At 37.6% G+C, this 20667-nt stretch carries 11 protein-coding genes; all 11 read right to left on the reverse strand.

All coding sequences use genetic code 11. From position 1 onward, the window contains the following. Nucleotides 1-14 precede the first annotated feature (14 nt). On the reverse strand, nt 15-1436 hold the full coding sequence (locus CA265_11075; GenBank protein ID ARS40165.1) for a hypothetical protein: 1422 nt from the start codon (nt 1434-1436) through the stop codon (nt 15-17). A 2-nt stretch (nt 1437-1438) separates the two neighbouring features. Next, entirely contained in the window at nt 1439-2299 is an 861-nt protein-coding gene (locus tag CA265_11080) for a hypothetical protein (GenBank protein ARS40166.1), read from the reverse strand. A 13-nt stretch (nt 2300-2312) separates the two neighbouring features. Next, nucleotides 2313-3791 (reverse strand): hypothetical protein, encoded by a 1479-nt coding sequence (locus CA265_11085; protein ID ARS40167.1) that lies wholly within the window; start codon nt 3789-3791, stop codon nt 2313-2315. Nucleotides 3792-3801: 10 nt separating this feature from the next. Further along, a complete protein-coding gene (locus CA265_11090) occupies nt 3802-7425 on the reverse strand; it encodes a hypothetical protein (GenBank protein ID ARS40168.1) in 3624 nt (1207 codons plus the stop codon). 57 nt (nt 7426-7482) lie between these two features. Beyond that, entirely contained in the window at nt 7483-8640 is a 1158-nt protein-coding gene (locus CA265_11095; protein ARS40169.1) for a hypothetical protein, read from the reverse strand. Nucleotides 8641-8760: 120 nt separating this feature from the next. Further along, nucleotides 8761-9327, reverse strand: a complete 567-nt coding sequence (locus CA265_11100) for a hypothetical protein (GenBank protein ARS40170.1) — start codon at nt 9325-9327, stop codon at nt 8761-8763. Between the two features lie 301 nt (nt 9328-9628). Beyond that, a complete protein-coding gene (locus tag CA265_11105; protein ARS40171.1) occupies nt 9629-12055 on the reverse strand; it encodes a hypothetical protein in 2427 nt (808 codons plus the stop codon). Between the two features lie 141 nt (nt 12056-12196). After that, the gene (locus CA265_11110) at nt 12197-15802 is read right to left on the reverse strand and encodes a hypothetical protein (protein ARS40172.1); all 3606 of its coding nucleotides are present in this window, start codon (nt 15800-15802) and stop codon (nt 12197-12199) included. A 372-nt stretch (nt 15803-16174) separates the two neighbouring features. Further along, nucleotides 16175-17080, reverse strand: a complete 906-nt coding sequence (locus CA265_11115; GenBank protein ID ARS40173.1) for a hypothetical protein — start codon at nt 17078-17080, stop codon at nt 16175-16177. A gap of 187 nt (nt 17081-17267) precedes the next feature. Further along, nucleotides 17268-19307 (reverse strand): polyphosphate kinase 1, encoded by a 2040-nt coding sequence (locus CA265_11120; protein ARS42961.1) that lies wholly within the window; start codon nt 19305-19307, stop codon nt 17268-17270. A gap of 8 nt (nt 19308-19315) precedes the next feature. Beyond that, complete coding sequence (locus CA265_11125) at nt 19316-20530, reverse strand: phosphohydrolase (protein ARS40174.1); 1215 nt, start codon at nt 20528-20530, stop codon at nt 19316-19318. Nucleotides 20531-20667 lie beyond the last annotated feature (137 nt).

Genomic DNA, 20667 nt, shown 5'->3' on the forward strand with positions numbered 1-20667 from the left:
TTCTTTCTCTAAAGCTATTTGGCTTGGAGCGCTGTTTGAATTAAGGTTTCATAAGCAGGTTCTGATGCCTGTACAGCATGATCTTCGATAATTTTGCCGTCTTTACCAATTAAGATATACCTGGGTATGCCAGTAATGTTATAAGCTTTTTCGAAAGCAGATGAAGTTTTATCTCCGGCATGCAGATCAACACCATTCATATTTTTCGATTTCAAAAAAGCAAGCCACTTCGTTTTGGATTCGGCATTATCGGTAGAGATCGACATAAACACTACATTCGGATTATCTTTATATTTATCGCGGAATTTTAGGAAATATGGGAGTGAATGCATACAAGGAATGCACCAGGTGGCCCAAACATCTATCGCCACGACTTTTCCTTTAAAATCAGCCAGACTAATCATTTTTCCGTTAGCATCTGGAATAGAAAAAGTAGGCGCCATTGCGTTTTTAGCAACCTTACTGTATTTTTCTCTTAAAGAAATCAAATTTTTCTTGGCTGCCTCATCAGTTGTTTTTTCGATGGCCACAACCATAATTTTGTCCAACTCAGGGTTCCATCCTTTTATAGAGAGATGATAAACAATACTCTGGCTCAGCTCTTCGTTGATGATCCGTTCGTTGCTTACATTTTTAAGTATATAGGTCATTTTGCCTAATGATGAATTGTCGCTTAAATCTTCATCTTTGATATTTGCACCCTGACTCAATTTTAAGAACATGTAAAAATTGGACACCAGCGACCTAAGCCCGATAGATTTTAATGAATTAACCGCTGGATGATTTAAAGAGATCTGGTTTGCAATACCGAAGAAACGTTGGTCAGCCTTTTCGGTTGGATGTGCCCTTAAATATTGTAATTTTGCTTCCAGATAGCGTAAATCATTATAGAAACTGGCTACTCGATTAATCCCTGTATCTTTAGATCTGGAAATTAGCTTTGTTTCGGCTTGATAGGCCTGATCAATTTCTGTTTTGGTTGGGATGCCTTTTTTTTCTTTGCTAAAATTTGCCCAGGCCACATTAATTTCATTAATCAATAAATTATTGATGGTTGGTTTTCCTGCCAGTTTAATGTTGGTTTCGGTAAGCATTCCTAGCGTAGCGGCTTTCTGTCCGACAGGCCCTCCTATTACAAAGGCACCTGATTTGCGTTCAGGCAGGATAATTTCGAGACGCTCATTGGGCTGTACGTATACCGGGAAATTATCAATCCAATACACCAAAGCTTCATTTGTAGGGAATTCCAAAACAAATTTGCCGTTTTCATCAAATTTCAAGCTTTTATAAAGCACTCTTCCCTGTTTAGAAAAAGCTTCTACAAAAAATCCAGAACTTTTCTCGTTCGCACCTGTCCTACTGCCATGGATGGTAGCAGAAAATACAGGTAACACAGCAACGGCCGAAATCAATAAACTTAATATTTTTGCTTTCATAACTAGTTAATTACACCTGCATTACCTATGGCCTGCAAATCGATATTGTATTTCGTTTTATAATAATTGATAATGATATCGTATTTCTTTTTAACCAATCCAGCGGTATCATTTGATGGTTTTAAGATGGTCGTATCAAGCTCTGCTTTAGTTTTTGAAGTAATTAAAGCGATGTAAGAAAGAAAATCTCTTATAGGTTTGTTATCCTGTAGAGAAACTAAATAGGATACATAACCATAGGTATAAAAATTAGTTGCGGTAACCCCTGTTTGGGTATAATTTGTTACAGTGGTAAACTCTACGGGAACATCAAGTTTACCTCTGTTAAATATGAAGTTGAAAAACTCAGTGTGCAAATTATTTACATATGTTTTTTTCTGTGCATCGGTCATCAGATCAAAATCTGCTGAAAAGTTGCTGAGGGTAATCTGATTATAATTGGACAAAATAGTGTATTTAGTGGTTGGAGATGCTTTCATCCTTAAATTCTGTCCCAGTAAAACTTTAAATGGAAGGTTATTTTTCAAAAAATCATCAGAATAATAGTTAAGCCAGTTTTTTTGAATAAACGCAAGTGCTTTACCCACATAGGTTTCATCTGCTATATCTGCAGTGTAAGTTTCATTAAAGCCATTAGCCAGATATACAGGATTGGAAGCAAAATCTACGGCACTCCATTTATATAGGAAAAATGTGCCGTACTTTTTGTTCAGTTCTACTAATATCGGATCGTAATCGTGGTTACCTTGTGGCAGCTTATATTGTACATCTATTTGCGAAGGCGTGAGCGTTTCTTCTTTCTTACATCCCCAAAGCACACAGCTTAGTATTGCTGTAAAGACTAAATATTTTATTGTTTTCATTTTCAATCTGAGTTTATGGATTTTGGATCAAATTCGGATTACGTCTTAATGCTTCAGTTGGCACATCTAAGGTATATCGGCTATCGTTTTGACTTAAGGTAACCGTTTGAGGTGAGCCAGCAACAAGCTGGATGGTATGCGTCATTTCGGGCATGCCCCATCGGCGAAGATCAAACCAGCGATGATCTTCCAAACAAAGTTCGCGGCGGCGTTCTGCTTTGTAGTAAGTAAACAGAGCTTGCGGATCAGTTATCATTATTGGCGAATAATTAGCGGTTCTAATCCGGTTTGAACGCAAGAGATTGATATCTGCTAAGGCTTTTGCTATTCCTGAAGCATCGCCGGCTATTCCTTTTTGAATATAGGCTTCGGCACGGTTAAGATATGCTTCAGCAGTTCTAAATGCTTTACCATTGCTAATGCTGGTATTTGCAGTTGAGTATTTCGCGGAGCCCGATTTGTAGCTTACAATTACTGATGTGAGATAAGCTGTACTTCTAAAACTATAGGTAACTCTCAAATCACCGGTTTCAAAGGTATTTAAAAAATTATCTGAAATGGAAAAAGCGGCTTTAGCAGCAACACCAACAGCTAAACCAAATGGCATCCCCGTTAATTCTGTTGAACTTCCATAGCCCCAAATCACTTCTGGGGATGAAACACCGTAAGCGATTGGAAATAGTGGTGTAGTGATGGCATTGTATTGTTGCAAAGTTGGTTTTTGCAGTATAACTGCATCGGCATATTTAATACTGGCATCCCAATTCCCCATATAAAGATAAACCCTCGATAATAATAATTTTGCCGCCGTAGCATTAAATTTATAAATATGGTTACCACTTCCATTTGCCTCAAGCAAAGGAACTGAGCTCAGTAAATCTTTCTCGATTTGTGTATAAACTTCTTTAACTGTAGATCTGGCAACCGGAGAATCAGAGACTTCGGCCGTTAAAATAAGTGGCACACCTAAATCTGTTTCTGGATGTACGCTCGTGCCTACATAGGGTTTACCGAAAAGATTTACCAGCATAAGGTAATAATAAGATCGTAACGCTAAAGCCTGTCCCCGAAGGTTATCTTTTTCAGATTGCGGTCCATCTACGCGATCTACATAATCTAAAATCACATTACAACCTTTTATCCTTGCGTAATAATTGTACCAGGTATTGCTATAGGTTGGAGCAACATCAATCAGCTTATCAATCATGTTGCGCTGCCAGGTATAAACAGGAGCATATTTATTCAAACCAGCAACAATCGTTGCGTTTGCATTGAAATCAGACTGAATATCGTCAGTTAATAAATCAAAGTAATCGTTCAGGAATGATTCGGCAGTTAATGCATAACCTTCGCCAGACAATAGCTGATTTAGTGCCGCTGTTGTGGTAGGGCGTACCAAATCCTGACTGCTTTCTTCCAGGAAGCTTTTTTTGCAGGAAACAGCGCTTATTGTTAAACAGATAAGCATTAGTATTTTATAATATTTTCTCATGATCTACAGATTATAAACCAACATTTAGTGTTAAAGAATAGGTTCTGGGAATAGGTAAACTATTTCCTGTTACTTCAGGGTCTTGTCCATTTAATCGCTTATTTGCCACATAGAATAAATTGGTTACCGAAGCCATTAACTGGAGTGATTTTAAACCTAAATGGGTTACCTGTTTGTTTGGAACAACGTATCCAAGTGCTAAATTTCTTAATCTGATAAAACTTGCATCAACAACCCTGGCATTCGAATAATCGTAAAGCGTTCTCGAATACACGTAACCAGAGGTTCCCGGAACAACTAAACCTGTACTGGCTTGTGGTCCGGCTGTTGGTAACGAAGGAATAATGGTATTGGCCTCATCGCCAGGCTGACGCCACCTGTTAACAAGTTCAGATGAAAGATTCTGGAATGAATATGGTGCAGAACTTGCTGAGGTTGCTGTTGGATAGAGTTCGGCCAGACGTTTTACATTGCCTGTACTGATGTAGAGAAAGGTATTAAGCGTAAATGATTTATACCTGAAATTATTGGTTAAACCACCGGTAAACTTAGGATCTAACTGACCTGAATAAACCATTGCTTTGGTCACATCGGTAACAGCACCTGGGTTACTGGCTACATTTAACCCATTAAAGGTTGGGTTTCCATTAGTGGCATCTAAACCTGCAAAGTCGAATGACCATATTGCAGATGACGGATATCCAATCTTATACAAGCCCCCGGAAACAGCCGTTTTCCAATCTGTTAAAGAGATTGCACCAGACTGCTGCACATTATTGGTAACTTTTGAGGTATTAAAGCCTATATTCCAGTCAAAATCCGATGTTCTGATTGCACCAACATTCAAAGAAAGTTCAAAACCTCTGTTATCTACATTCCCTGCATTGATGGGCATGGTTGTTAAACCATATTCTAATGGAATGGTCTTCTGAACAATAATATCGTATCCTTTTTTAATATAATAATCAAAAGTTCCTGATACCCTGTTTTTCAGGAAGGCAAAATCCAAACCCAGATTTACAGTTTTGTTGCGCTCCCACCTTAGATCTTTATAAGCTAAACTTTTAATCAATAATAAAGGCTCACCAGATACTTGACTCACTGAAGAAACACCTGATGGTATTCTTGCAATTAAATCAGGACTAAAGTTTTCGGCAACATTTCCCTGAAAACCATAACTAACCCTGGCAGAAAGCTGATTTAACCAGATAAGGTTATCAAATAAATGCTCTTCTGCAATATTCCATTTTCCGGCAATAGACCATACCGGTAAAAATCTGTGGTTTGAATACTGACCGAAACGATTTGATGCATCGGTGCGGATATTTCCATTGATTACATATTTCTGATTGAAATTATAAGTTGCGGTTCCAAAATATGATACAAAATTAGAAACACGATCTGTAATCACTGGAATAGTTTGCCCATATATTTGATTTATAATCGCTCCACTCGATGTGGTAATCGTTAAAGGAACTTGTGCAAATGATTTCCCACGGTCGGGCAGATAACCGAAGTTGGTTTGACTTAAACCATCATATTTTGAGCTTCTCACCTCCTGACCAACCATAACGCTCAGGTTATCTTTATTTTGGCGCAATGATTTCGAGTAGTTTAAGTTATTTCTTACAGTAACGGTTTGATTGCTCATTGAAAAGCCGTTGTAAACTCCACCAACAGGCAGTGGAGATGAAAGATAAGCAACAGATCCGGGCAAGGCACTTCCAAATGCGTAACCCCTCATAACCGTAATGTAATTTGAGTTTTCTGTTGCGAAAGTATGAGCAGAAGTTTGATTATAACCGTAACCGAATAAAGACTGAAAAGTAAAATCTTTTAAGAATTTATATTCCAAATTTGCAGCCATATTAATGGTGGTTAACCTATTGGTATTGCCCGTTTGAGATTGCTCGTAGCGCGCATTATAATTATATGACCCTGTTGTAGTATTTGGGGCGGTATAGAAAAAATAAGAGCCATCATCATTAAAAGCGGGTATTGTTCTGCTCGTATTATAGGCATATTTAAAAGGATCAACCTGGTAAAAACCACTTGTTGTGCTTTTAGAACCATTTAGTTTTAAACCGATGCGTAAGTTATTGGTTAAATTGCTGTTGATATTTGCTGAGGCTGTATAACGGTTTTGCTCGTTACCTTTTGAGTTGCCTCTATCATTCATATAACCAATAGAGCTGTAATATGTTGTTTTATCAGAACCACCAGAGACACTTAAGCTGTGGTTCTGACTTACAGGTGTTTGAAATAACGCATCAAACCAGTCCATATTTGTAGTCTCCAATTTATTTACACCAGCAACAAACTGCTCCTGGGTAATTTTCTTATCGAACAAACTGGTCGCTAAACCTTCATATGAAACCGGATCTGGCATTACAGCAAATTGCAGACCTTTGGCATAAACTTCTCTGGATACATCTACACGCTCTTTCGAGTTCATTAGATTAAACTGGCTGTAATTTGGTCTTTGAGAGGTAGTAAAATTTGTAGAATAGTTGATGGTTGGCTTACCAATTTTACCTTTTTTCGTGGTGATTACAATTACACCATTGGCTGCCTTTACCCCATAAATCGCGGTAGATGCGGCATCTTTAAGTACTGTTATATCCTGAATATCTTCAACATTTAAAAAAGCAACGGTACTGCCCACCAGGTTCTTTATCGCATCACTTGAAGACTGTCCGGACAGCGAGTTTAATTGCTGATAATCGAACGGAATCGGATCTTCCTGGATAATCCCGTCCACTACCCAAACCGGTTCTTGATTACCGAGCAGTGTTGAGGTACCACGCACCCTTACTTTTGGTTTTGAACCTATCAGACCAGAAGAATTGGTTACCGCAACACCCGGCAATTGACCCTGCAATAATTTATCGATCTGATTGGTTCCGGCAACTTTAATATCTTCCATTTTAACAGAAGCAATAGCTCCAACAAAATCTCTTTTGGCAATGTTCTGATATCCTGTAACCACTACATCATTAAGCCCTTGTGCCGATTCCTCTAATTTAATATTCAACACCAATACTTCAGTAGTTGCATTTACATTAACTGCTTTTATTTCTGCTTTGTAACCAATATACTGATAGCGAATGGAGCTGTTATCATTAACTAAAAGCACGTAATTCCCATTTTCGTCGGTTGAAGTTGCATTCTGCTGGCCAATTTCCTGTATGGAAACACCAGGCAAAGCGTTATTCTTTTCGTCGGTAATTTTACCTGTTAACCTAATTTTCTTTTGTGATATGGTTGGTTTTCCTGATGTGCTAAAAGCTTTTGTTTTAAAAATCACCACATCTTTATCAATTACAAAGGTGATGTTGGTTCCGTTTAACAGGCTGGTTAATACCAGCTCTAGACTTTTATTTTTTAAAGAAATACTTACCCTTGGATTTTTATCCAACTGGTCGGCATTATAAAAAAACTGCATCCTGGCCTGCCTGCTCACCTGTTTAACCGCATCAGACAGTTTTGCATTTTTAACACTAATGCTAATGTTAGTTTGAGTTTGCGCTTTTAGGGATGAACTGAAAATTATAATTGCACAGATTGCAACACTTATCGTTTTTACTAAAAAGCTTAATCCAGGCGAAAAATAATTTTGTAAATATTTTTTCATTTAATTTTGAATAGTTTGGTTGATTTTTTCGATTTTGGTTTGGTTAGATGTCCGTTTTTAACGTTGATCTACATATATCCTCCTGTTTTTAATGCTGAACTTTACTCCTCCGGTCTGTTCAATAATGTTTAGTATTACTTGTATATCTTTATATCTTTCAATTTCTCCAGAGAAATGGATTTGTTTTATTTTTTCAGACTGGAATTCGACATCATAATCGTACCATAAGCTCAACTGATCCATTACCTCGTCAAGTGTGGCTTCTTCAAATACAATTTTTCCATTAGCCCAGGCCACAAAAGGTGTTACATCTACAGCTGTTTTGCTTAAAACATTGCTTTGCTGATTATATATTGCCTGTTGGTTTGGTGCTAAAATGGTAGTCTGATTGTTCGCACTTTTGGCTTCAACCTTACCCTCAACCAAAGTAGTGCGCGTAATTTTGGTATAGGTATTTACATTAAAAGTTGTACCCAAAACCTTTACATCCATACCATTTGCATGAACAATAAATGGTTTGTCGGGATTTTTTGCCACCTGAAAGTAAGCCTCTCCTTTTTCTAAATACACCTCTCTGCTATTGGCTGCATTTATGTTGACCGGAAAACGAAGTACCGACGCAGCGTTAATCATTACAGTAGTTCCATCAGCTAAAGCCAACTTATACTCGGCTCCCCTCGGAATAATTAACTGATTAAAAACCTGCTTTCTGCTTGTTGTACCGCTTTCTTTATAACTTAACAATTCTTTATTTTTATTGGTAATGCTTGTTCCACCTACCTCTGATAATTTTTGGTCGCCTTGTTCAGAGAGCTCAACCGAACGACCGTCAGATAAAATCAAAGTAGCCCGGTTATGATTGGTAGGTGCCAGTTTGGCTAAGTTTAACGCAACAGGCTCATTATTTTTAATATAATAGAAAATACCTCCGGCCAATAAAAACACAGGTAATAACAAAACTGCAGCGTACCTTAACCATCCTGGCATTAAACGCGCACGCTTTGCTTCGAAATGATGCTGTACCATTTTCCAGGCATGTTGCTCGTCCAATCGGTTAACCAAAAGGCTGGCATTTGCAATCAGTTTATCAGCTTTCAAAGCATCAATCAGTTCTCTTTCCTCCAAACTTAATTGTTCGAGTAATTGCTGGTCGGGCAACTCATTGTTGTTTAACTGTTTGATCACTTTAACCCAGATATTTTCTGTTGCGTTCATTTTCTTAGACGGATTAATATATAGTATAACATATGTTAATTTAGGGTGACAGCAGTATTAAAAAATTATTAAATAATTTTCAACTAACTGATTATCAATAAAATAAATTATATATTTTGATTAGAATTTTCCTTTACCCAATAGGATGGCGATGAAAATTACCGAAAGCGGATCTTCTGCTGCTTTGGCTTTTAGAAAAGCATAAGCCCTTTTCATCTGTGTTTTTACGGTATTAACAGAGATTTGATTTGCCTTAGCAATATCGGCATAACTTAAACCTTCTACCACGTATTGCAGAAACACTTTTTTGCGTTCATCGGGCAAAAGATTAACCAAACCCAAAACCTTTTCGTCCGTGGTTTCCTTTAATTGCAAAGCCTCTTCTTCTTCCAGGTAATCGGTTTGAATGGCTAAGGGTGTTTGCTCGGTTAATTCAACCGAAAGTGGTTGCTTTAGAAAGGTTAAAGAAAGATTTTTAACGGCACGGGTGGCGTACGATTGAAAAGAAGTTTCGATGGTAACTTCTTTTCGCCTGTTCCAAAAGTTGATAAAAAAATCCTGAACAACATCTTCAGCAGCAGCTTCATCTTTAATCATTTGATAAGCAACAAGCACTAAAAACTTATAATGTTTTTTAAACAAGTTTTCGAATGAGGCTATATCAGAGTATTCTGCCAATTTTATTATGAATAAGGATGATTTTAAGGAATATCAATTGTAAAATTAATTTAAAACTTGGCAAAAAGAAATATAGTGGTGTATTTAGAATAATTATTCAGCCACAAAAACAGGGACATTTTGTAAATGCTTTTTATTATTTATTATCTTGAGTGTAATTAAGGATCTGTATTAAACAGTTTGGGTGCTGCGTTTCATAGCCTAAAGATGCTTCACTGCGATCAGCATGACAGACATCCGTTTAATTTATTAAGCTAAAAAAAATCCCCCGGTTTTATACCAGAGGATTTCAAAATTATATTTTATCAACTTAGTGCTGTAATACCTTAGCGATTTCCTTTTCGATAGATTTGATCTCTTTAGGTTTAAGCTTTTTAGCCGCATCTGTTTTGGCAGTTACTTTATTTTCCAGGTATTTCACACCTACCCTTAAAGCTTTTAATCCGGAAACACCTTGAAGTTCATCCAGTTCCAGTTCCTCTAAATCATCGTTTAAATAACCTTGCACCTGCATGTATTTAATGTACTCCATATATTCTTTGGCTTCTTCAGGATTGAAATAAACCATGGCAATTTTATGGGGCTGTGTTAAACGTTCGGTGGTACCTTTAACCAATACTTTATCAATACGTTTTTTAACAACTTCGTAACGGATATTGTAAGCACCTTCTACATCGAAACGGCGTTCATCATTCCTGAAGCTAATGTCAATTGCATTAGAGTGGATAAAGATCAGCTGTGTAGTTTCTAAGGCACGAGGCATTTCGCCAATTAATCCTTTCGATAAACGCGCAATATCGACCATGGAGGTTAACTGCCAAAGGCGGATATTTTTCAGGTACAACAAATCAAATGGCCTGTCTGGCGCAATTTCCTGTCCGATGTAAATATCGTATTCTACCCCGTCTGTTCTGAATTTGGCGAAATAACAAGGGTAAGAAGCCTGTAAATTGGCCTGCGATTTCTCCAGGTATTGACTCACTTCGGTATTGATCAGTTGCATCGAAACTTCCAGCTGCCTGCGGTTGGCAAAACCAGCGCCGGTTTCTGGAACAATAACTTCGAAATAACGATCTACAAACTCAGCTGTTATCGGGTAGTTTCCTTTTATAATGGATAAAAAAGGATAAACTTCGATTTCTAAAAACTCATTCAGTTTGTTTTCTTCATTTGATGAAGCAAAATCACCGATGCGTTTAATCCAATCTTTACAATTGAATAATAGTTTATCGGTCAGTTCTAAAGAAATATGCTTGCGGATGGCCTTTAAAGTATCAATTAAACTGTTTAACTGCACTTCCATGTCATCTTTTAAAGCTTTATTACGCTCTATGGTAGAATTACGGATATCTATTGCACCAAACAACGGATACATATGTTTAAAGGTGATCGTTTCGATTTCCTTTAATTTATGGTAACTGTTATTTTGTTGAAGAAAATGCCAAACCGCTTCGTTAAATTTCCATTGTACCGATGGTTGCAAAGCCGTAAACTTATCCATCAGCACTTCATCCATTTTGGCATCAAATTCTTCAATACTGTATTGGAAAAGCTGCCCGATTAAAGGCATTGCCGGACGCAACCTCGATAACAATTTATCATCAACCAACACTTCCTCACTCGAATAAACCTCTAAAACACCTGCCAGCTGGGTATTGTAATACACCGGCAATACCGAATAAGAACAAACTCCTGCTGCTTTTAAAACCCTCAAAAAAGGATCTTTATCAATCTGATCGTCGTTGATTGAACTCACAAAAATCGACCGTGGGTTTTCTTTATACTTATCAACCAGCGAATAAAAAACCTCTTCTTCGAGATTGGATGATTTTGCAGAATTAATCAGCATACTTTGTGAAAACTCCTGATTATCAAAAACGAGTTTGTTGTTAACGGTTAAAAAAGGCATTAAGCCAAATTCAAGTTTTCCGTTTCCGCTAAGTGTTTTTAAAGCGTGGATTACATGCGTATACGCCTCCGTTTGATAATTGTGATTAACCAGGGCATCGCGGATACCATCAATGGCATGCTGTAAGGTCACATCAGTGATAGAGATGATGCTGAATCCTTCAAAATGGAAATTTTGCAGCGGCAAATGCGCTACCAGATACTCCAGTTCGGTTTCGTCCTGGAAATGTTTACCCAATTCTTCAAAATTAAGCTCAGGCAAATCGCCTTTATGCATAATATCTACAAACTTGGTATCGGTTTGGATATTATAATATTGCGTAAGCTTCGTGTCCTGATTAATGTGTGCATAAATGATCTCATTTTTCAGTACTGAAGTAAAATTGTAAAAACGGCCTAAAATAATATTGTAGATAAACTTAAGCTGTTTTTTCTCAATAGGCTCATTGTCTTTAGTTACCTTATTTTTAGGATCATGATCCTTAAAAAATTTATAGAATGCATTGGTGCTAAAAAAAATCTGATCTGGAATTGGGGTACTTAATGCCCAAAACAAATCATCTTCATTATCCATTAAAGGGGTTAGAATAGTAAAAATTAATTCTAAAGTATCTTTATATTGAGATAAATCTTCGGCACTGATGTTGCCAAGCAGCACATCGTCTTTTTCAATTTTTTGAAGTAAAAACCTGTAAAATTCAGATTTTACCGATTTTTCTGTTTTCAACCTGCCTTTTAAATATTCCACAAGCGGACGGAAAGACAGAGATGATTCTACCTGGCAATGTATACATTCGTTTTTATGTAGTTGTATTACATTGGTATTCATTGTATAAGTTTTGCTATAGTGTAAAATTTATAGTTATCTGTTTAATTACTAATTCATTGCAAAGATACACACTCCTAAAAGCAATGTTCGTCTGCTGAACGTAATACTTGGATATTACATCTATTAATATGTTACACAAATTTAATACCTAAAATTAAGCGATACGTATGGATACCAGCCATCAGACGAGTGTCCCATCACAAATCGCACAACTGTGAGTGATGCTGGTGCAAAGTAAACGCCCCCTCCTACACCGTGGTGCCACAATGTAGAGGCTTCATCTCTTTTCCAAACCCTACCTACATCATAAAAACCAAGTAAGCCAACTTGTCCGGGTAAAACATAACTTACTAAATCGCCAATTTTAGCACGCAGCTCTAAATTATTATAAAACATATGCTCGCCGGCAAACCTAAACTGACGGTAACCTAAAAGGTTTCCTTGACCGCCTAAAAATAAAGCCTGATAAAAAGCCGGTTTACCAATGGTTACTCCACCACCGAAACGATCGGCTAAAATGAATTTTTTCCGACCATCGAGGTTTTTATACAGCGCTATACTCGCTGTAAATTGCCCGTAAGAATTAGAATATTTGTTAACGCCTTTATAAGCCAGCAGCTTAAAATCGACATAACTACCCAGGGTTGGCAATAAATCGTTATCACGCGTATTATTGGTGAAATTTACAAATGCACCTGCAAACATCTTTTCGTTCCGAACGGTAAGCGAATCGGATGAATGCAATTGTGATGGGTTTTCGATAAAACGGCCTGCATTATCTTCCTGATTAAGTTTATAATATTGATACGATGGACCTACACTAAAAGTAGATTTAGGGCGGCGCCACCGGATGGAGGCATCAACCTGGTAAAGGTTGAAACGCGCACGGTAATACCTGATATCGTCGCCATGTTCGTCAAAACTTGTTTCATTCCCCAGTCCAAAGAAATTCTGCACATTGTTTGGCGCGAAAGCATCAGCTTTTAAAACAAAATCGCCCTTACCTAAAGCTTTTAACCACTCTCCTTTATAATTAAACCTAAAAGCCTTGGTTGAAAACGAATGCAAAAAGGAAACGGTCTGCGAATTGCCGTAAGGCTGTTTTCTGAAACCAGGATTGGTCTGTTTGTAAATCAAGCCCAATAAAACACCATCATCATTATTGTAACCTGCATTTAACAACCACGAATTCCGGCGATACATATCTTTTGGAATATAGCTGAAATTGGCAGTATCGTTTGAGATTATTTTTCTGATTTTATTGGCATCCTCTCCATTATAAGTTGCCTTATCGGTTCTGCCATATAACTTTACAGATCCATTGCTGTTTGCAAAATCGTAAACTTTAGTGCCTTTACCACCGATAATCCGCAGTTTAATGTTCGAATTTTTATTGTTCAGGATCAGGCTATCGTTACCATTATGCATGTATACCCTGATCTCTTTGGTTACTTTCGGATCAAATTTCCGGTCGAAAAGCTCGTCTTTAACATTACCCTCTTTAGAAATTTTATTGATTTTTACGCGTAAGCCATTATCATCTGCATCAACGATCTGAATCCGTTCATTTTTATTGGTCACTTCGATATCCACAATGCGGTTAAAGAAATGATAATACTGGTTCATTAACTTTGGCAAGGTGGCTATCCGATTACGCATCTGTGCCAGAAAGGCATCATGGTGTAAGGAATAACTTGGTTCAGGAAGTTTTTTTAGCGCTTTTTCGAAAACGGCATCATTATAATTTGCGCAGAAATCTTTCACAATTTTATCAAATTCCGCCTCGTCGATATTGGCGGTCCAACGACTGCTGATTTCTCTTCCTTCCCATAAAAACCAATTGATATCTTTTATGCCACGCTCATAACCCTGCATCATGGGTAATAAAGAGGAAGATTGTGTGTAACGCTGTAAAAAGCCGTCTGATCTAAAAAATACCTGATCACGATCTCTGGGTACCGGCGAATATACCGAACCATCTTTAGTTTTGGTTTCTTTCCAGCGCCATTGGTCTTCATGTCTGTCCCAATCGCCGAGCAACACATCAAAGGCCCTTGCTTTTACCCAGGCCGGTCCGTCTAATCTATTATCGTTATCGTCTGTTAGTTTTTTATCCATTTTCGGAGAACTGTCTGATTCTCCCGTTGGTTCTCTTTCTTCGAATAAACACAAGGTATTAGCAAAAGCCGATTCAAATTCGCCCAGATTATCATCGGGCGAAACCCAGCCAATAATCGGGTTGCTATGCGCAATCCCCCCGGCCTTAGCCAGCTCAGGCACCACCAGCGCCGAAAACGGGTGTTGTGCCGACATGTTATCCTTTATAATATCTTTGGCAAAGGTTTCACGCAATGCTGCAGGCAATAGTACCTCAGGGTATTTCTCTACACTGCGCAACACATATTCTTTGCCATTTTTATCTTCTAACCGTAATGAACGTGATTGATTGCCACCGCCGCGTTGTGTCGCTTTTAAGCCACCCATCATTTGGGAAACCCTTAGTACCGGAACTTTTGTTCTTGCAGCATATTCTTTACGGTAATTTTCGCCAAAAATAGCCCGGTGAAAACGACCAACACTATCATATTCGGGTTTAATACGTACAAAAATGCTATCAGCTGTAATCGGTTTATCTCTGTTTCTTACTTTTTGAGGGATGGTTTCGAACTTTTTAATGTAACTGTAAACCCTTTTAACGCTGGTATCTGAATAAATATAATATTCGTAACGCATATCGTTGTTTTTCAACTGATCAGCAACCACATAACCTTGCTGCATTTCGTGAAATAAAGATGTTTTGCCTTCTTTATTTGGCGATACTTTTGAACCAGATCCACTAATAATCTGCAAGTGTTTTCCTTTGATTAACTGCAGACCGTGTTCATGCCCGGCAACATAGGTTACGTTAGGGTAATCGCCGAATACGCCGGTTACTGATTTAATCATATCCTTATAGGCCGGATGGTTTAAATCTTCAGGACTTAACAAGGTAGAACGAAGTAAAGGATACACGGAACCTAAAACAGGCAAAGGGATATATAAATTTTTATCTAAAGATGTTAATGGAAAAATATGGTTTCTTAAATTGAAATAACCGCCGTGTGGCCCGTAACTCTGAAATGGATGGTGCGAAGCCAATAGAATAACTTTGTTTTTATTTTCTTCCAGCAATTGTTCCATTTTGACCAAAACCTCATCTTTTGTCCGGCATTCGCATTCGCCGTTGGGATTTGATTTATTGTATGGGAAAAGCCACCATTCGCTATCGTAGGCAATAATGGTTAATTTATCGGTTAATTTAATCGCTACGGGATCAGGACATCCGTTTTCGGGCATCAGCCTCAATAATGAATCACCCTGTGCTTTAAGGAAATCATCCTGCGCTTTAATTTTGGCCAAACCCTTAGGACCAGATTTATCCCAGTCGTGGTTGCCCGGAACAAAATAAACCGCAGCACCCATTTTACGCATAGGCTCGAACTGCGAACGCAGAATCTTTTTAGTTTCCTCTTCTTCTACACTTCCTGGCAGCCCCATTCCAGTGGGGTAAATGTTATCACCTAAATATACTACCGTTGTTTTTTTGGGAAGAATTTGCTTGGCTGCGTTTTTTAAATCCTGCATCTGCGCAGGATTCATTTCGCCTGCATCGCCAAAAAGAATTACACGATATTTTACATCATCCTGCGCTAAGGCAATGAAGTTAATTAAAAATAAGATGGTAAAAAGGGTAAATCTTTTAATCATAGACTCAGCGTTTGTATAAAGATAAGTAATTTAAATTTTATTTTTTTTTGGGTTCAACCCGTTAAGCATCTCCTTTTCTTACCATTAGGTGTTACATCCTTAACTTCTGAATGTTAAACTAAATTGTAATAATAGACTTCTCACCATTAAGAAGTTAAGGACATTAAGCATCAAAACCTTAATTTTCTTAACTCCTTAATGATCACTTTTTAATATAGCTTGTTTTTATCATTAAGAAATTAAGTACATTAAGGTTAAGCAATCACTTACAATCATCATGCTTCTCAAAGTTTCGAGATCAAGGCCTTTATTACAGGAAGATGCTGAAATAAATTCAGCATGACGCATGATTGAGGTAACCAACATCAATGGTTACTTTTTCAATTTAAACATTAAAATATTTCCTGCCGATAAGGCACCGCCCTCATTAGAGATATAAAGGTTCTGATCGCGGTCAAATGCAATACCTTCTGGTTGATTAAAGAAACTTCCTTTTAATGGATAAGTGGCTTTAATTTTAAAGTTTTCATCAGTAACAACCAATAATTTATTCATGGACGAAAGCACATACCACTCGTTAGTTGATGGGTTTTTAGCCAAAGCAGATGGACGAAATTTGATTTTAGCTTCGCCTGATAAATCTGCAATCTCTTTATAAGGTAATGCAAAGGTTCCACTTGCTGTAAATTTGCCATCAGCATATTTAAAGGCATAGATATCGGTCTGATCACTTTTATTTTTCTTAATTTCTTTCGTTAAAACATACACCAGACCTGCTTTCTCATCAGCAGCTAATCCTTCGTATTCGGCTTTGGGAACCAGATCTTTGGTTTTAACCACATTGGCCACATCTGGTTTATTAATCTCAGAAATAGGGAATGAATGTAATTCGCCATTACTTTTTAACACAATTACGGTATTATTTAGAATAGCTACGTCTTCGTAATCGCCTTTACCGCCAAATTTGGTGAATTTCGATTCTTTATCAGTTAAACCCAGATGAAATAAATCACCATCTTCGTCCTGTATTGCAAATACTTCTTTCGGATCGCCGTTATGAAATACAATTCCAGAGATTTCGAAAAGATTTTGGGGCATGTTATATTTTACCGGATTTGCTAAATCATAAGGAAGACTTGATTTTTCTCCCCCGCCTGAAGAAACGGTTTCAGTTGAATCACTTTTTTTATTGTCGCGGTTACCATTTACGCATGATATACCTATAAAGGCAAGGGCAATGAGAAAGCCGGGCGCTAAGAAGTTTTTATTGTATTTCATAGGATAAAAATTTAATGTCCATGGTCTGTGTCCTCACAGACCATTAATAAGTAAAATCATGTAGTCTGTGAGGACACAGACCACGGCGTTAGTAACTGTTTATTTATCGTCCGTCATTCCCGCGCAGGCGGGAATCCTAATGCAATAAGCTTTAAGATTCCCAATCAAGTTGGGAATGACGACCCTACTAAACAGCATTATTTTTTTTTAATAATTGATAAATATCGTGTTGAGACTCGACAAGAGTCCCGCTCCTTTTGACAGGAATATTGTTCATGTTTTCATCTATACAAACGGCCTGCACGTTATCTTGTTTTTGGATTTCGATAATATCTATCATTTCTTGTTTAATCTGCTCATTATAAATAGGAAAACAAACTTCAATTCTTCGATAGATATTCCGGTTCATCCAGTCGGCAGAACCCAGGTATACATCATTCTTGCCTAAATTGTTAAAAATAAAAATACGTCCGTGTTCTAAATAACGATCAACGATACGGGTAATTTTAATGTTCTCACTCATTCCAGGTACACCTGGAATCAAACGACAAATGCTCCGCACAATCATATCAATCTTTACACCTGCCGATGACGCCTCGTAAAGTTTGTCGATTAAAACCTTCTCTTCGAGGTTATTCATTTTAATGGTAATACCTGATGGCTTGCCTTGTTTGGCGTGTTCGATTTCCCTGTCTATCAAGTTAAGAAAAACCTGCTGTAAATTAAACTGCGCCACCAGCAAATGATTAAATTTAATCAGATCGGCAGAGGTGGGCTTAACCCTTTTGGCCAGAAAAATAAAAAGCAGTTCTACCTCACGTAACATCTCTTTATTGGCTGTCATTAAAATATGATCCGTATAAAAAGCGGCTGTACTTTCATTAAAGTTTCCGGTAGAAAACAAACCAGAATAGCGCATTCTATTACCAACCTGGCGTTTCACTAAGGCTACTTTGGCATGCACTTTTAAGGCCGTTACACTGTAAATAATATCTACACCAACTTCCTTCATTTTTTTGGCCCACTTGATGTTGTTCGCTTCATCAAAACGGGCTTTGAGCTCGACCAAAACGGTCACTTTTTTGCCGTTTTTTGCAGCACTGATTAAAGCATTCACAATTTTCGAATCGCTGGCTACGCGATAAAGTGTAACATAGATTTCCCTTACTTCAGCATCAATAGCCGCTTCGTTAAAAAAGCGCAACACGCTATCATAACTCTGGTAAGGCGTATGTACCATAATATCGTTTTTATAAATGGCTTCGGTTAACGATCCATCTATCAAATCGGTATTGCATAGTTTTGGCCAGTTTTGATTAGATAACTTTGGCGAATTGACAGGAAAACCCATAAAATCTTTCAGGTTATGGTATTGTCCACCTTCCATCCTATTGGCTTTTTTTAAATTGAAAAGCTTTTTAAGGAGTTCGAAAACATTGGCCGGTATACCTGGCTGGTGGAGGAAACGTGTAGCCAAACCCGAATCGCGCTTTAACAATTGTTTTTCCAGCTGCTCTGATAAACTACCCGAATATTCGTCTTTCAGATCTATTTCGGCATCCCGGGTAATTTTGAAACTATAACATCCGGTAACTTCACCTTCCGGGAAAATACGGTCTAAATGAAAACGTACGATATCATCCAGAAAAACAATAAAAGTTTCATCTCCTGTTTCCACCTTATAAAAACGGGGAAGCTGATTGGAAGGGATATTTAAAATAACCACTTCTGCATCTTCCTTCTTTTTTAGTGTAATCAGAAAATAGAGCTCATTATTTGAAGGAAAAAAGTTCGTATTCGCATTAATGTAAACGGGCTGCAAAAAAGCCATTACCTGACTTAAAAAGTATCGGGTTATACTTTTCTGAATTTCTGCGGGGAACGCCTGCCCGTAAATTAAATTGATCTTATTTTCTTTGAGCAGGGGAATAAGATCTGATTTAAGTACTTTACCGTAGCGCTGTTGCTGTTCTGAAATCAGCTGATTGGCTGTGCTCAGCAAATTATCGTCAATCTGAATGTCATTATCTTCCTTATTGCTTAATTTTTCTAAAGCGAGTAATACCGGCATCCTTACTCGATAAAACTCATCGAGATTGGAGGAGAATATCGACAAAAACTTAATGCGCTCTAAAAGCGGAACAGTGTTTCGCTCGGCTTCCATTAAAATACGCTCGTTAAACTTTAACCAGCTTAAATCTCTGTTAAAAAAAGAGGTTTCGACTATCTGTTCCATTAAAGTTTACCGTAAGCTGCGTAAGCAATTACAAATGCCAATACTGCTGCAATTAAGCCAAACATGAAAATATTATAAGCCAAACGGATCAGTTTATATTTCCGGCCCAAAACTACACCTTGCGAGTATACATCGGTAATGAGGGTTCCATATAAAAAATCTTTATCGTTCATCACCTTAATCATACCATCGGTATAACTGGGTAAGCTCATTTTATAAAAGTTGCCGAAAAACAATAAATTCACCTTTTTCTTATCCATATCTTCCTGGGTGAATTCTCCCTTCGGAATAGATGGACGGGTTGATAAAATGGATACCACAACACAGGTTAAACTCACCAATAACAAAATAAAGGTAGGTATAATCAGGTTGCCGTGATCTTCCAGTCGCCTTAACAATAAACTCACAATCAACGAAAGCATGATCGAATTTACAGTGATGAGGATATGTGCTTTATTATCCGCCATGTCGCTCAACCGCTGGTTGTTGGCAGAAGTAATCCTGAACATGGTTTCGATACCCTTATCCGGTCTGTCGTCTTTATCCTTCTTCTTTTTGCCCTGTACCACATTAGGTGCGAAGTTTTTAGTTTCGGCCAGTTCCGTACTGATTTCTTCCTGCGCCGTTAATTTACTTTTCAGTTTACTGATATTTTTTTGTTTCTGATCGCTCAGCAGTAAAGTGGCATAATCGGTATGGTAATGATGAGATTCCATAAACTGGATATCTTTTTTGCGCCAATCTAATTTACTGATATCTTTTTTATAAATCAGTTCATTTTCCTTGTGCATTAATTTACCCTTTGCTCTGAAATCGGCCAGGCCTAAATGAAATAAATCTGCGTCGCAAAGGATTTTATCAATTTCATTTTTGGGTTTCTGGGGAATTTTAGTGGCCAGTATTGCACTTTTAACATGGTCACGGATTTCCTGATTCACCTGGTGTTTGGCTAAAAAATGATCAGCCAGTTCTGCTCCTTTTGCTTCGTGGTTTAATGCATCTTCAAAATACCCTGTATCGTGAAAATAGGCCGCAACGGTTACGGCAAAAAAATCCTGCTCATTTAGCTGGTAATGATTGGCAATTTGCTGCGCAGCATTAACCACTTCCTGCGTATGTTCGAGGTTATGATATACCAGACGGGGATCGTTATGGGTATGGAAGTAATCGCCAACGTGCTTTTCTACATCTTCCTGCAATTGTTTATAGTTCATGAGCGTACTGGGGGTTGCGATAATTTAATATGTTGAAGGCAATGCATTTCTTGAAAATCTTTAAAACTGAAAAATCGTGTTATTTTTTATGATTATAAAATTACGCTAATTTTTTAAAAACAACACCGATCTCCCCT

It is taken from the genome of Sphingobacteriaceae bacterium GW460-11-11-14-LB5 (assembly GCA_002151545.1).
GTDB lineage: Bacteria > Bacteroidota > Bacteroidia > Sphingobacteriales > Sphingobacteriaceae > Pedobacter.